Origin of the sequence: Mesorhizobium sp. B2-5-4, assembly GCF_006441095.1 — a bacterium.
GTDB lineage: Bacteria > Pseudomonadota > Alphaproteobacteria > Rhizobiales > Rhizobiaceae > Mesorhizobium > Mesorhizobium salmacidum.
In genome coordinates this window covers 179,873-193,929 of record NZ_VFUR01000004.1, presented here as the reverse complement: position 1 = coordinate 193,929, position 14,057 = coordinate 179,873, and the positions used below count along the sequence as shown (strand labels likewise).

Annotated in this window: 13 protein-coding genes and 2 tRNA genes; 9 read left to right on the top strand and 6 right to left on the bottom strand. The window is 62.3% G+C overall.

Annotated features, from left to right (window positions below):
- The first annotated feature begins 45 nt into the window (after positions 1 to 45).
- Positions 46 to 513: a peroxiredoxin gene (locus tag FJ492_RS07065; protein WP_140769189.1), complete on the top strand. Its 468-nt coding sequence runs from the start codon at positions 46 to 48 to the stop codon at positions 511 to 513.
- Between the two features lie 41 nt (positions 514 to 554).
- Here the strand turns inward: FJ492_RS07065 and FJ492_RS07060 are convergent, their stop codons facing one another.
- Together FJ492_RS07060 and FJ492_RS07055 are read right to left on the bottom strand one after the other, a co-directional pair.
- A complete protein-coding gene (locus FJ492_RS07060) occupies positions 555 to 1,685 on the bottom strand; it encodes a GNAT family N-acetyltransferase (protein ID WP_140769187.1) in 1,131 nt (376 codons plus the stop codon).
- A complete protein-coding gene (locus FJ492_RS07055) occupies positions 1,682 to 2,683 on the bottom strand; it encodes a sterol desaturase family protein (protein WP_140769185.1) in 1,002 nt (333 codons plus the stop codon). The genes FJ492_RS07060 and FJ492_RS07055 overlap by 4 nt, the downstream gene beginning before the upstream one ends.
- 301 nt (positions 2,684 to 2,984) lie before the next feature.
- On the opposite strand from FJ492_RS07055, the gene FJ492_RS07050 reads away from it, so the two are divergent.
- The 6 genes from FJ492_RS07050 to FJ492_RS07025 all read left to right on the top strand — a co-directional run bounded on the left by FJ492_RS07050 (position 2,985) and on the right by FJ492_RS07025 (position 9,497).
- On the top strand, positions 2,985 to 4,289 hold the full coding sequence (locus tag FJ492_RS07050) for a M23 family metallopeptidase (RefSeq protein WP_140749601.1): 1,305 nt from the start codon (positions 2,985 to 2,987) through the stop codon (positions 4,287 to 4,289).
- A gap of 271 nt (positions 4,290 to 4,560) precedes the next feature.
- Positions 4,561 to 5,727, top strand: a complete 1,167-nt coding sequence (locus tag FJ492_RS07045) for an ROK family transcriptional regulator (RefSeq protein ID WP_140769183.1) — start codon at positions 4,561 to 4,563, stop codon at positions 5,725 to 5,727.
- Complete coding sequence (locus FJ492_RS07040) at positions 5,724 to 6,488, top strand: ATP-binding cassette domain-containing protein (protein ID WP_135864119.1); 765 nt, start codon at positions 5,724 to 5,726, stop codon at positions 6,486 to 6,488. The genes FJ492_RS07045 and FJ492_RS07040 overlap by 4 nt, the downstream gene beginning before the upstream one ends.
- Before the next feature lie 39 nt (positions 6,489 to 6,527).
- Positions 6,528 to 7,568: a sugar ABC transporter substrate-binding protein gene (locus FJ492_RS07035; RefSeq protein ID WP_140769181.1), complete on the top strand. Its 1,041-nt coding sequence runs from the start codon at positions 6,528 to 6,530 to the stop codon at positions 7,566 to 7,568.
- A 116-nt stretch (positions 7,569 to 7,684) separates the two neighbouring features.
- Positions 7,685 to 8,680 (top strand): ABC transporter permease, encoded by a 996-nt coding sequence (locus FJ492_RS07030; RefSeq protein WP_140506428.1) that lies wholly within the window; start codon positions 7,685 to 7,687, stop codon positions 8,678 to 8,680.
- 46 nt (positions 8,681 to 8,726) lie between these two features.
- Positions 8,727 to 9,497: an SDR family NAD(P)-dependent oxidoreductase gene (locus tag FJ492_RS07025; RefSeq protein WP_140769178.1), complete on the top strand. Its 771-nt coding sequence runs from the start codon at positions 8,727 to 8,729 to the stop codon at positions 9,495 to 9,497.
- A gap of 101 nt (positions 9,498 to 9,598) precedes the next feature.
- Here FJ492_RS07025 and FJ492_RS07020 read toward each other — a convergent pair whose 3' ends face one another.
- The 4 genes from FJ492_RS07020 to FJ492_RS07005 form a co-directional block, all read right to left on the bottom strand.
- The gene (locus FJ492_RS07020) at positions 9,599 to 10,783 is read right to left on the bottom strand and encodes an FAD-dependent monooxygenase (protein ID WP_140769174.1); all 1,185 of its coding nucleotides are present in this window, start codon (positions 10,781 to 10,783) and stop codon (positions 9,599 to 9,601) included.
- Positions 10,762 to 11,499, bottom strand: a complete 738-nt coding sequence (locus FJ492_RS07015; RefSeq protein WP_140769171.1) for a methyltransferase domain-containing protein — start codon at positions 11,497 to 11,499, stop codon at positions 10,762 to 10,764. The genes FJ492_RS07020 and FJ492_RS07015 overlap by 22 nt, the downstream gene beginning before the upstream one ends.
- A 1-nt stretch (position 11,500) precedes the next feature.
- Complete coding sequence (locus FJ492_RS07010; RefSeq protein ID WP_140506435.1) at positions 11,501 to 12,580, bottom strand: type III polyketide synthase; 1,080 nt, start codon at positions 12,578 to 12,580, stop codon at positions 11,501 to 11,503.
- A gap of 237 nt (positions 12,581 to 12,817) precedes the next feature.
- Positions 12,818 to 12,893 (bottom strand) — tRNA-Val (locus FJ492_RS07005).
- Positions 12,894 to 13,110: 217 nt separating this feature from the next.
- Here FJ492_RS07005 and FJ492_RS07000 point away from each other — a divergent pair.
- Positions 13,111 to 13,187 (top strand) — tRNA-Asp (locus FJ492_RS07000).
- Between the two features lie 128 nt (positions 13,188 to 13,315).
- A complete protein-coding gene (locus FJ492_RS06995) occupies positions 13,316 to 14,014 on the top strand; it encodes a hypothetical protein (RefSeq protein WP_246675921.1) in 699 nt (232 codons plus the stop codon).
- Positions 14,015 to 14,057 lie beyond the last annotated feature (43 nt).

The window sequence follows — 14,057 nt, the reverse complement described above, 5'->3', positions numbered from 1 at the left end:
TATATCGGTGTGGCTTCGCGCGTAACCTTAAACAAGGGCATCGATATGGCTGACCTGGAAGTAGGCGATCCCGCGCCGCAATTCGATCTACCGCGGGACGGCGGCGGATCGCTCAGCCTGGCCGCATCCGCCGGCAAGCCGGTCGTGCTCTATTTCTATCCGCAGGACGACACGACAAGCTGCACGCAAGAGGCGATCAGCTTCTCACAGCTGAAGCCGGAATTCGAGAAGGCCGGCGCCGTCGTCATTGGCCTGTCGCCCGACAGCGCCAAGAAACACGACAAGTTCAAGTCGAAATACGATCTCACCATCGATCTTGCCGCCGACGAGGAGCGCAAGGTGATCGAGGCCTACCATCTATGGGGCGAGAAATCGATGTATGGCCGCAAATACATGGGCGTCGAGCGCGCGACGTTCCTGATCGGCCGTGACGGGCGGATCGCCAGGATTTGGCGCAAGGTCCGGGTCAAGGGCCATGCCGAGGCAGTGCTGGAAGCTGTTCGCGAGCTTTGAGCGTCGCCGAAGCCCACCAAAGCAATCGACAATTATGGTCGCTACTCGTCAGGTGCCTCGGCCTTCGGCTGCCGCCCAGTCCTCCAGGATTTCGAAACATGGCTCACATGATCGGCCAGCGCGGCGAGATGACCACGCAGGCCGCGCGCGCCCATCATCGATGACAGCGTGACTGATTGCGTGGCGAAGCGCCGCTTGAAATCCTCGCCGCCGCAGAGAAAATCAATTGTGCCAAGGCCGCGGTCGAACGACCACTGGATATAGTCCATCATCAGTACCATACCCGGCGAGCCGCGCTCATATTCGGGATCGTAGGTGGTGACGAAAGCCATCATCGTGCCGTGCTGCTCGAAATTGATCGAGACGGCGACGATCGTGTCGTCAAGCTCCAGCACGAAGATGCGCAACAGCCCGAGGTCGGCAAGCACCGAAATAAGCGCGGAGAGAACTGGCGAGCCCTTATCGAACAGATCCGAGGCCCGACCATGCCGGGCGAGCCAGAGGCGCTTCAACGTCGCGACCCGCTCGAGCACCGGCTCGCGCGGGTCCTCCAGGAGCCGGAAACGCAATGCACCGCTTTCTTCCATGGACTTGCGGCCACGACGATAGTTCTGCCGGCCCTTCTTGGACAACGTCTCGAACCATTCCGCCCCACGTTGCCAGGGACCCGCAACACGATAGCTGATTTCAGTGCGGTGGTTGCGCCGAAGCGCCTTGCCATGGGCCAGTCCCAACAGGGCATGAACGCCGGCATCCGGCAGCAGACGGTTCAGATAGATCAGGTCGAAGCCGCCCTGGTCAAAAACATATTGCCAAAGGCCGGAGATCGCTCGCGGGTCGCTGTCGGGTGCAACCAGAGCGTCGCCATAGTCACTGTGATCCTTCGCCGCCCATTCGAGCATGCGGATGCCGGAGCGCCTGAAGGTCGCGAGCGCTATCACGCCATCGAGCCGGTCACCGTTCCAGGCAAGCCCGATCCTGAGCGCGCGCCGCTCCTGATGCGGGGTGGTGCGCCACCAGGCCGCAATCCAGTTCGGATGCTGGAAGACAAGCCCGCCAGCCCGCTGCCAGAGCGCACTCCAGGCCGGTGCGATCTCGGCCAGGCGCACCGCCGATGTCACGACTTCGAAGGTGCGTGTCCGCGGGATCGCGAGCACAACGGGAGCGTTCATGGCCGTGTTCCTTCCGATGACCGCGCGGTTCTTGGCCGTGGCTTTCCTGGCCGCATGCGCCTGGCGATATGCCCCCACATCCGCTTCAACGGCATGACGTAGAGCCCGGCGAGCGACTGGTAGTCACGCACATCGCGGTCGACCAGCCCGAACTTGAAGTCCTCGTCGGGCCTCGGCACACACAATGTCCCGAAGAGCCGATCCCAGAACGAGAAGAGCAGCCCGAAATTCTTGTCGTAGTGGCGCGGATCGACGCTGTGATGCAACTGGTGCCAATGCGGACACAGGATCAAATTGTTGAGCGGGCCGAACGAGATCCTGAAATGCGTGTGCCTGACGAAATCCATCATCAGTATGTTACGCATGACATAGACGTTGACGCCAAAGACGGTCAGTTCGACAAGGTTCAGCGAAATGAGCGACCAGATGCCGAAGCACAGCCCCACGATGAGGCCGTCCCAGGCTCGGTTCATCAACTCGTCCAGCGGATGGACCCTGTCTTTGGTGATCCCGACCATCACCTCGGCCGAGTGATGCACCTTGTGCAGTTCCCAAAGCAGCGGATAGCGATGCTGGGCGACGTGATAGAGATAATAGGAGATGTCGTAGGCGAGCAGCATGCTGACGGTGAAGATCAGCACCGTCACCGGCCCTGCCGGCCCCTCGATCAGAGGCGGCTGAAACTGGAACAGTGTCGAAAACAGCCAGTTGGTCCCGTAGCCCACCGCCGTGACGAAAACGATTCCGGCGGGGAGCATCAGGAAAGGCATCAGGGCCTTCTTCGTCACCCAGAACAGCAGGTCGGCCTTCGCCGAGGGATGGGTGATGACCTCATGCGGGACGACGAACTCGAAGAACTCCTTCCAGCTCTTCTCCTCGACCGTGCGCCAATAGGCTACGAGCGCGCTGACAAGGGCAGTCAGCAGCAAAAGCCCGGTCGCCAGCAGACTGGTGGCCGAAATCTTGTCGAGGATCTTGCCAATCAGATCGTTCAGCATCCCTACCGCCACGGTGAATCCGAAGTACCAGCACGCCTTTACTCGAAAAACGTCAATTAATCGCAATCGAAGACAGTTAAGAAACCCAAGCCTTTCTGCGGGCGACAGGCCACTGCTGGCGGAGCATTGGTGCTCATCACCAACGATTTCGCGACATGGCGGCCGTACCCCGGCGGTTTTCATGCAACCTCTTGCGCGCGCTGCCTGCATTCGGCGCGACGCAGCGGATAAGGCAAGCCTTTGTTAACCCTAATAATGTGTAGTCAGGCTGTCGTGGTGTCGTAAACGAAAGCTTGGTCCCGTGAACGTAACCGGTCAGTCCGCAGTCTTCGGCAGGCGCAAGGAACTCCATACGGTCATCATCGCACGGGGTAACGAGATCAGGCACTTCACGATACGGCCCTGGCTCGCGGCATTCATCGGTTCGGGACTCGCCGCCATTGCCATCGGCTATCTCCTGGCCACATCCTATCTTGTGCTGCGTGACGACCTGATCGGCGCCACCACCGCGCGCCAGGCGCGGATGCAGCAGGCTTACGAGGACCGCATTTCGGCGCTTCGCGCCCAGGTAGACCGCATCACCAGCAGGCAGTTGCTCGACCAGCAATTGATGGAAACCAAGGTCAGCGAACTGCTTCAGCGCCAGACACAGCTCAGCCAGCGGCATGGCCGTCTCGGCCCGCTGTTCGAACGTGCCGAGAACGACGTCGGAACGGTGCCCGCGGAAGATCCGGCCGCGACCGCCAAGCCGGACAAGCGCGCCGAGGTGACCGGCAGCATCAACCAGCCCGCGCAGACCTACGCGGTCGCCGGCCTGGGCGCCGACCTCGGCAGCGCCGACACGAGGCCCTTCTCCTTGTGGTCGACCCGCGCCGATCCGCTGCCCAGCGATTCATCCGCCGATCGTGCCGACAAGCTGTTCGTCTCGATCAACCAGTCGCTGAAATCCATCGAGAACGATCAGCTCAGCCGCATCAGTACGCTCGCGGACAACGCCTACAAAAGCGCAGATGCCATCCAGCAGGCGCTGCAGGCGGCCGGACTGCCGGTCGACAGCGATTTCGGCAAGAACGAAAGCGATGTCGGCGGACCGTTGATCCCGCTCGACTCCTCGATGATCTTCGACAGCAAGGTCAAGGAACTGGACGAGGCGCTGGACACGCTCGATCAGCTGAAAAAGGAAGCGCGCCGGCTGCCGCTCGCCAATCCCGCCCCTGGCCACTCCGTCACCAGCCCGTTCGGCGTGCGTACCGATCCCCTTCTCGGCACCGCCGCGCTGCATTCGGGAATGGACTTCAGGGCGCCCATCGGCATGCCCGCCAAGGTCACCGCGCCCGGCATCGTGACCAAGGCCGGCTGGAACGGCGGCTATGGCCGCATGGTGGAAGTCGATCACGGCAACGGCTTTGCCACCCGTTACGGGCATCTGAGTGAAATCGACGTGACAGTCGGCGAGAAACTGGATGCCGGCGCCGTCATCGGCAAGACCGGCAGCAGCGGACGCTCGACCGGCCCGCATCTGCATTATGAAGTGCGGCACAATGGCGAGGCGATCGATCCGCTGCGCTTCCTGACCGTCGGCAGGAAAGTCGCGCAATATCTTTAGCAAGGGCAACCGCCCGCCGGGGGGTGAATCGGGACCACCGGCCAGCCACGCCTCTCCCTCGCCAAGCAGTCTCCGCACGTCGTCAAACTGCTGACGGCCATCCGCCAACGGCAGGACCGCAAACCGTCGCTTCTTAGTCTCATCCCTGATCCACATCGAAGGTGAGAAGCCGTGGAGTCGGCAGCTCGGTCCGCGTGCCGGATTATTTTTGAATTCCATTTGACTGAATAAATATTTGATGCGAACCTCACGTCAAGCAGGGGCGCAAGGCATGGCATTGCGAGGGACCAACCAGGAGTTCGGGCGGCCGTACAACCGGCGCATCGTACTTGAGTCCATCCGCCGTCATGGCCCGATCGCCCGTGGCGACATCGCCAGGCATGTCGGGCTCACCGTCCAGACCGTATCGACCATCGTTCGCGAACTGGAGGAACAGGGCTATATCCTGTCCGTGCGCGAAGAGCCGAAGGGCCGTGGCCTGCCACCGGCGACGCTGCGCATCAACCCGGAAGGCGGCTATGCCGTCGGCATCCACCTGACGCCGCTTGGAATAGACGCCGCACTGATCAATCTCAGCGGCGACGTCATCGAGAGTTCACGTCGCGAAGCGCACAACCCGGCGCCCGATCATGCGTTCGAACAGATTGGCGCCATGGTCCGCGACCTGACGGGCAAACGGCCCGGCGGCCGCGTCATCGGCATCGGCATGGCCCTTCCCGGCCCGTTCGACGTGGACTCCATGAGCTTTGTCGGCCCGACCACGATGACCGGCTGGAAGCACGTGGCGCTGCGTGAGCGGCTGACGGCCGCGACGGGATTGCCGGCGTTCTTCGAGAGCGACATGGCCGCCGCCGCGATGGGCGAGCGGCTCTATGGCATCGGCGCCCGCCATTCCGACTATTATTATCTCTATTTCGGCGTTGGGCTTGGTGGCGCCATGATGCATGACGGCAGCGTTCTGCGCGGCGCCTGGGGCAATGCGGGCGAGATCGGCCATATTCCCGTGGTCCCCGGAGGCGAGCTTTGCCCCTGCGGCAACCGAGGCTGCCTCGAGCGCTACCTCTCGCTCGAAGCGCGGGGCCGCCGGGCCGGCAATGACGCCGATTGGGTGGCGCAGGTCGGCCCGATCTTCCGCAACACCATCGCCATCATCGAAAACCTCTTCGACCCAGAGACGGTCGTGCTCGGCGGCCTGGCGGCATCGGAGTTGCTCGAACGCCTGGCAGACGCGGCCGAACCGCTGCACAATTCGGTTTCGGCCCGCGCGGACCGCAAGACGCCTCGCGTCGTCGTCGCCAGCGGCGGCCAGCATGCGGTGCTGCGCGGCGCGGCGGCACTCGCCGTTTCCGGGGTGTTGTCGCCACGCTTCGGCCAGATGTTCGCCGCCGAACGCGAGCGCGGCCGCGACATCCTTTCGGCCGGGGAGATTGCAGCATGAGCGAACCCCTGCTGGTGCTCGACAACGTGACCAAGAACTATGGCGCGATCGAAGCGCTGAAGGGGATCAGCTTTTCCATCGGCAAGGGCGAGGTGGTAGCGTTGCTCGGCGACAATGGCGCCGGCAAGTCGACGCTGGTCAAGATCATTGCGGGCGGTCTCGAACCGACCTCCGGCCGCATGCTGTTCGAGGGCAAGGAGTTCCTGGCCCGGTCGCCGGCGGAAGCCAAGGCGGCGGGTATCGAGACCGTCTACCAGGACCTGTCGCTCTGCACCAATGTCGACGTGGTGGCCAATTTCTTCATGGGCCGCGAGATCACCAGGAAGGTGCTTGGCATTCCCGTGCTCGATGAGCGTGCCATGGAAGCCGTCGTCGGGAAAGCGCTGGCCAGCGCCGGTACCCGCATTCCTTCACTGCGCACCAACGTAGAGCATCTCTCGGGCGGCCAGCGGCAGGCCATCGAACTCAACCGCTTCGTGCACTGGGGCGGCAAGCTGGTGCTGCTCGACGAACCGTTCGCCGCACTTGGCGTCGAGCAGACGCGGCGCGGCCTCGACATGATCCGCCAGGTGGCGAGCCAGGGCATCGGCGTCGTCATCATCACCCATATCATGCAGCAGGCTTTTCAGGTCGCCGACCGGATCGTGGTGATCCGGCAAGGCGTCGTGGCGGGCGATGTCGCACGCAACAAGACAAGTCCCGACGCGGTGATCAACATGATCACCGGGGAGACGCTTGCCGGTGCCGGACCGGCGGGCTGAGGGACAAAGAGGGGTCCGGCTTAATAGGGAGCCAACGACATGAAGCGAATACTTCTTGCTGTCTTCGGTATCCTGGCACTGGCTTTTGCCACACTCACGCCGGCATTCGCGCAGTCCAAGGGTATTGTCTACTACATGGTGCCGACACTGCTCGACGAGTTCCAGACTGGCTCGGTGAGCGCGCTGGAGCTGTTCCTGAAACAGAGCGGCTACGACATGAAGACGCTGAACGCCGACAACAAGACCGACGCCCAGCAGTCACAGATGAACGACGTCATCGCACTGAAGCCGGCGGCTATCATCCTGGCCGCCGTCGATTTCAATGCGCTGAAACCGTCGATCGAGGCAGCGCGCGCCGCCGGCATTCCGGTGGTCGAGTTCGACCGCCAGATCACGTCGACGCCGTCCGACTTCACGTCGGTCGCGGGTACCGTCGAGATCGGCTACGTCGCCGCCGACCAGGCCGAAAAACTTCTGAAAGCCAAGAACGGCTCGGTGAAGGGCAAGGTCTTGCAGGTGCTTGGCGATCCCGGCGATCCCTACACGCTCGACATCCAGAAGGGTTTTGAAGAAAAGATGAACGCGTTCCCGGACGTCAAGATCATCTCTCTGCCTGCCATGCAATGGGAAGCCAGCAACGCCGGCACCATCGTTGCCGACCAGATGCTGGCCAATCCCGACATCGACCTGATATTCAGCCATGCCGCACACCTGTCGGTCGCCGCCGTCGCCTCGCTCGAGGCCGCCGGCAAGAAGCCTGGCGACATCATGCTGATGAGTTCGAACGGCGCGCCGGTCGGTCTCGACCTGATCCGCAAGGGCTGGCTCAACGTCGAGGTCGAGCAGCCACTTTACGCACAGGCCGCGGCCGTCGCCATGTTCATGGACAAGGTCGTCAAGAAGGAAGAGATCAAGCCCGGCGAATACGATGTGCTTGGCCTGAAGTCGACCGTCACCAAGGAAGCCTGGGGCCCGAACATCAAGATCCCGGGCGCCGCAATCACCAAGGAGAATGTCGACAATCCGGCCTTCTGGGGCAACCAGAAGCCGCCGACCGATACGGTCAAGCCGGTCGAATAGACAGATGGCCCAACCGCTCCGGGCCGTACCCGGCCCGGAGCCCTTCCCTGTCCGTATCGAATGAGACGCAGGCAATGTTCTACGGCCTTGATTGCGCACGCCAACCGGATCGACATATGAATCCTCGCACACGCAAAGCCCTGGAGTTCGTCCTCGACAATCTCGTCTGGTTCATGCTGCTCCTTGTCCTGGTCGTCTTCTCGCTGTTCATCCCGAATTATTTCCAGCTCGGCATCTTCGCCAACATCATCGAGGCGTCGAGCGTACTCGGCGTCATGTCGATCGGCCTGGCGCTGGTTATCATTGCCGGTCACATGGACCTGTCGGTCGAATCCGTCGCCGCGCTCAGCGCCATGGCGGTGGGCATCCTGTTTTGTTCCTCGGGCATCGGCCTCGGCGTCCAATTGCACCCGGAATGGCTGATGGTTCCGGTGTCGCTGCTGCTGGCGCTGGCCGTCGGCGGCCTCATCGGCGCCTTCAACGGCTATCTTGTGGTCAAGGTCAAGATGAGCGCCTTCATCATCACGCTCGCTTCCTACATCTGGGTGCGCGGTCTGGTGCTGGTCATTTCGGGCGGTCGCTCGGCCCAGGATCTGGCACCTGCCATCCGCTGGTTCGGCATCCAACGCCTGATCGGCCTGCCGCTTACCGCCTGGATCGCGGTGGCCTGTTTCGTGGTCTTCTCGCTGATCATGGCCAAGACGCCGTTCGGCAGGCACCTCGTGATGATCGGAGGCAATGAAACCGCGACCTTCCGCGCCGGCATCCGGGTGAACCGCAACCTGATCATCGCCTTCGTGCTCGCCGGCGCCATAGCAGGGCTCGCCGGCTGGCTGCTGGCGATCCGCACCTCGGGTGCCACGGCCAATCTGGGCGTTGGCCTTCTGTTCAACGCCTTTGCCGCGGTCGTCATCGGCGGCGTCAGCCTGAAGGGTGGTGTCGGCACCTTGCCGGGCGTCTATGCCGGCGTGCTCCTGCTCTCTGCCATCAACACGGCGATCAACCTGATGGGCCTGCCCGCCAACTTCACCCAGGTCATCCACGGCCTGCTGGTTCTGGCAGCGGTGTTGCTCGACGCATTCAAGCAAACCATTCGCCAAAGACTGGCGTGAGGGGGATTGGCGTGAGGTGGGGATTTGGCATGACAGGACGGCTCGCATGACAGGACGACTGGAAGACAAGGTGGCGTTGATCGTCGGCGGCGCGCGCGGCATCGGCAAGGGCATCGCACTGCGCTTCGCCGAAGAAGGCGCAAGGCTGGTGCTGGCCGATACGGAGGAGGAGGCCGGGCAAGCAAGTGCGGATGAACTCGGTGTCCCCTTCATCCGCACCGACATCTCGCAAATGAGAGACGCCGAGGCCGCGGTGGCATTGGCGCTGAGACATCACGGCCGCCTCGATATCATAGTGCAGAATGCCGGCATCTATCCCTGGCAGTTGATCGAAAACACCAGTGCCGACGACTGGGACCGCGTCATGGCCGTCAACCTGCGCGGTACTTTCAATGCCAGCCGCGCGGCCCTGGTACCAATGAAGGCGCAGCGCTTTGGCCGCATGCTCTACACCTCCTCCATCACCGGCCCGCATGTCACCAGCCCTGGCCATGGCCATTATTCGGCGACGAAAGCGGGCATCAACGGCTTCATTCGCGCTGCGGCGCTGGAGTTCTCCGGCTACGGCATCACCGTCAACGGCGTCGAGCCCGGCAATATCCTTACCGAAGCCATCCAGCAGCATCGAGGCGCCGCCTATATCAAGAACATGGAAGATTCGATCCCGCTCGGCCGGCTCGGCAGCCCGCGCGACGTGGCCAACGCCTTCCTGTTTCTCGCCTCGGAAGACGCCAGTTACATCACGGGCACCACCATTGTCGTCGATGGCGGGCAATTGCTGCCCGAGGGCAAGGATTTCCGGATGGTGCCGCCGTGAGCCGGGGGCAGCCATACGCCACGAACCGTGTGCCTGCTGAATTGCCGATTTGGCTCGAGCGCTTCGGCGAATTCCTCCAGGCGTCCGGCCGGCTTCAGCCCTTACGGATGGCTGAGGGCAGGTAAGGCTTTCGTCTTGCCGGACAATCTGGCTCCTAAGGTCAGGCTATTCGGGAACCACCCCACGAACGCCTTCATCGCCGTATTGGATCTGGGGAGGACGGCAATGCGCGCCAACAGTGCGGCCGCATGAATGCGAGTGGCAAATTGCCGGCTCCACGCTCTTGAATAGCGGTTGCCGACGGCGAGGCGCGCCGTCCGGTCCCATTGTTCGAACCTTGCCAATTCGCCAGCGAGAAGCCAGCTGGACTGCAGGGCCATGGAGATGCCTTCGGCGATGATGGGATGGGACTCGCCGGCGATGTTGCCGACCCGAAATATGTCGTCGGCAAATCGTGGGCGCATCCCCGGACGTATGGGACCGGCGGCAAGCCATTCACCTTCGAGGCTGGCGTCGCCGATCGTGGAAACCACCGCCGGGCACGATGCCAGTATGTGCGCGTGAACGGCTTGGGCTGCTGACGTGGCACCGCCCTTTTTGCGCAGCCTGGCCAACACGTCGCGGCGTATGCAGCACGACAGCGATATCCTGTCCTGATCCGCCCACACCATGCCACCATAGCCGCCCGGAAACACCAGGAGCGGCATGAGGTCTCGAGCGAGCGAAGCTCCCCTGAAATGGGCCTTGAAGCCAAACAGATCGGAGGCCGCGCTGCTCTTTGGGAGATTGGTCGGCAACCTGCCCTGCCCCCAGGAGCCATGCGCCGCAATCACCACCTGCCCGCTAAGACTTGTCTGACCGTCCTTGTTGGCGATCCGGACGATGGCACGATCGCCATTGCTGGCGATCTCCACCGCGCGCCACGGCTGAAAAACGTCGGCTCCGGCGTTGCGCGCCGCGTCCAAGAGGATGCCATCCAAAACGTCCCGTCCAAGCGCCCGCCCGTAAGCATCCCCGGCGGCGCGCGGCATGCCTGCTTGTATGCCAGGGCCCGACGCGAACAACGCAACCCGCTTGACTTCCGGTCCTGCCTTGGCGCGAACCGCCACGCCCGCCTCCAGACGGTCCAACAGCTCCAGATTGACCGCCGACATGAATTCGCCGCAGACCTTGCGGCGTGGAAACTCGCTCGCTTCGATGATGGCCACGGAACGACCCTGGCCGCGCAAGGCCAAGGCTGCCGACGAGCCGCTTGGGCCGGCACCTATGACGATGGCATCGTACATCGCGCAAATCCTTCCTTGGGGAAAACGCGGAAGGCGTGGGTAAACGGGCCAATCCTGCGTTCTTCACACTGCTGCGCGGAACCGAGAGGCCACAAGCCGGAAAGTTCCTTGCCAGCGAAACCTGCGCGGACGCTTGCCGCCGCATCGTGCATGGTGACCTGGTTTGCACCGACAAGGCGCAGGAGCGAGCATGCTTTCAAGGCGACAACGTTTCGGCTTGGCTCGGCGGCGAGGAACACCGGTGCCAAACGGCGCAGGGCTTCGAACAGGATCTTTAAGGCGGCGTCGGAAAAATGGTGCAGGAACAGATTGGCCGAGACAACGTCGTACGCGTCACCCCCGGGTTTTGCGATCCAGTCGAAGACATTGTCGGTGACGGTTTCAACCCGCCAGCCCAGTGCCGCGAAATCGGCGCGCCGCCGGTCGGTAATGAGGTCAACCTGGTCGAGCATGACCAGTTCCACGTCGACCCACTTCCTGGCGAGGCGCCTTGCAACCGAGAGCATGAATGTACCGTCGCCGGACCCGACTTCCAAGATTCTGATCGAACCCTCGCGCACGCTTGCCTTCAGGAGGCTGGACATGATCGCATGTTGAAACATCAGGGAATTTATCCAAATCAGGTCACGCCGGGAGCCAATTGCCTTGGGATCGTCGGGAGGCAAATGATCGAGCAGTTCCGGCTGGATATGACGGTTGTCGAGATCCGTGGCCATGTCAGGCACTGCCGGCAGTGTGGAACATCATCGTCTCGGCCGTGAGGCCGGGGCCGAATGCCATTGCACAGCCCACGTCATCATCCGTGAACCCGCGAAGCATCCGCTCCAGCACGAACATCACTGTGGCGGAGGACATGTTTCCGTTTTCGCGAAGCACGTCGCGCGACGGCAACAGCGCATCGGGAGGAAGATCCAGCGCGCGCTCCACGGCGTCGAGAATGGAACGCCCACCCGGGTGAACAGCCCAAAGGTCGACGTTGGCGGCGGTCCTGTTTCCCAGGATGGCGCCGACGCCTTTGCCAAGCGCATTCTGGATTGCAGCAGGAACCTGCCCCGACAGAACCATGTCGAACCCGTCGTCGTGCACGCTCCAGCTCATCAGGTCGCGGGCGTCGGCATCCACGATCGCATGAAAACTGTCCAGGCCGATGCCAAACGGGCGGGCGGTCACCGACGCGGCCGCGCAGCCATCGCCCCAGAGGGAGAAAGATAGCAGTTTTTCGAGATCAGCCGTCTCCTTGAGATGGAGCGTACAGAGTTCGATGCAGACGATCACAACGTGGGCCGCAGGTTCCGACAGGACGATGTGCCGCGCCAGTTTGAGCGCATTGATTGCCGCATAACATCCCATGAAGCCGATGATCGTGCGCTCCACGGTGGTGGGCAGATTGCACCGGGCGATTATTTCCAGATCGATGCCGGGGGCGGAGAAGCCCGTACACGTGGTGACGATCAGATGCGTGACACCCTTCCTGTCTTCGCCCTCCAGGAGCCGCTCCAATGCTCGCTCGGCCAGCGCGGGCGCGGCCGTGGCAAACATTTCCATGCGTTTGGCCGTACCTGGAAACGCACCGCGCTTGAAAACACCCGCCAGGTCGACGCTCAGACCCTCAGGATCACTAGCGGGTGCGAAGCAGGAATAGCGATGTTCGATGCCGCCCTTGTCGGCCATGCGATCGAAAATTGCGCGGCGGCGGGGATCTGCCAGCTGGGAGCCCGCAAATTGAAGGAAGAATTGGTGGACACCGTGATCAGGGACGGCCGTGGCAATTCGGTTGATGAAAGCTTGAACGGGCATTTTCCTTGACCTGCAGCCGCAGTTGCCTTCGGCGAGAGCTGTGGCCCCCACGGCAATGGCTATCTCTATCGAGGTGAACGCTGGGAGGCCCTAAAGATTTCCCGAAAATGCCGCTCACCCGTGAAAAAGCAATGCACGCCCTCAGGAGGGAGAACAGGTGAGCTGTGCGCGGAACTGTTGTCGACGCGGCGATTCGTGGCGCCCGCAAACCGGAAAACATCAACGGGTGGAAAGATATGGTGGGCGATGACGGGCTCGAACCGCCGACATCTTCGGTGTAAACGAAGCGCTCTACCAACTGAGCTAATCGCCCGCTCCGGGCCGGACCTTTAAGCGGTCGGGACTTGCTTCGCAAGGCTAAATGAGTGTGGGATGCCCTGTTCGCAGGCCCGATTTGCGAACAAAATGCCGCCTGTCAAAAAACCTTCTCCTGTTTGGCGTTATGATGGTTTGGTGCGCTTGACACCCGGTAGGGAACCCCTTATCCAGCGCCCCAACGACGAACACGGCTGACACGTGCTCGTCAATGCGCGGGTGTAGCTCAGTTGGTTAGAGTGCCGGCCTGTCACGCCGGAGGTCGCGGGTTCGAGCCCCGTCACTCGCGCCATTTCCCTCAAGGATTACGATCCTTGGCTCCAGGGAAATGCCGACATGAATTGTCAAAGATCTCTTCAGAATTGACGTGCCGAAGGCGTCCTTAGGCCTGGCTTTCCCAGGATCCAAAATCACCCTTGCATGAGCGGTACCGTGGAACCCACGACGCGGTTCCGGTGGCTGACAAACAACGGACGAAGCAGCCCTGCAGACCGCGAACGCGTTGGTCGTTGCGAATCTGCTTGCGCAATCGCCCACAAAGCGCTCGATTCATCCGCAGGCAGCCAGATTGCAGTATGCTGCCGGAATGGCATGGAGGACGTAATGTCAATTGCACCGAATATTTCTACGCGCACGATATTCACGCTGATTTGCCTGGGCGGCGCGACGACGGCCGCCTCTATCCTTTTTCCCGCCGCCGCGTCGGCGGACCGGCTGCAGCGATGCGCGCGCGAGGGCGAGATCTGCCGCCTGCCGTATCCCGCCGAGGTCGTCTACGGCGCCAAGGGCCGCACGACCTCGCGTTACATCGAGCGCAACGCGATACCCTGTTCGAACCGCGTTTTCGGCGATCCTGCGCCGGGCAAGGAAAAGTTCTGCTTCATCGTGAAGCGCGACCGTGACGAGTCGAACGACGATTACGATGAGCCTCGCCGCGAGAAGTGGGCGGTCTGCGCCGAGGAAGGCGAATTCTGCGATTTCTATGGCCGCAAGGTGGTCAGGTACGGCGCCCACGGCCGATTCACGCAGGACGTGTTCCGCAATGGCGTCCAATGCGACAATGATGCATTCGGCGATCCCGCTCCGGATCAGGGAAAGCGCTGCTACGTCAGGCAGTAGCTTCGCAACGCGTCCATCGAACATGAGACTTCGGAGGCCGGAA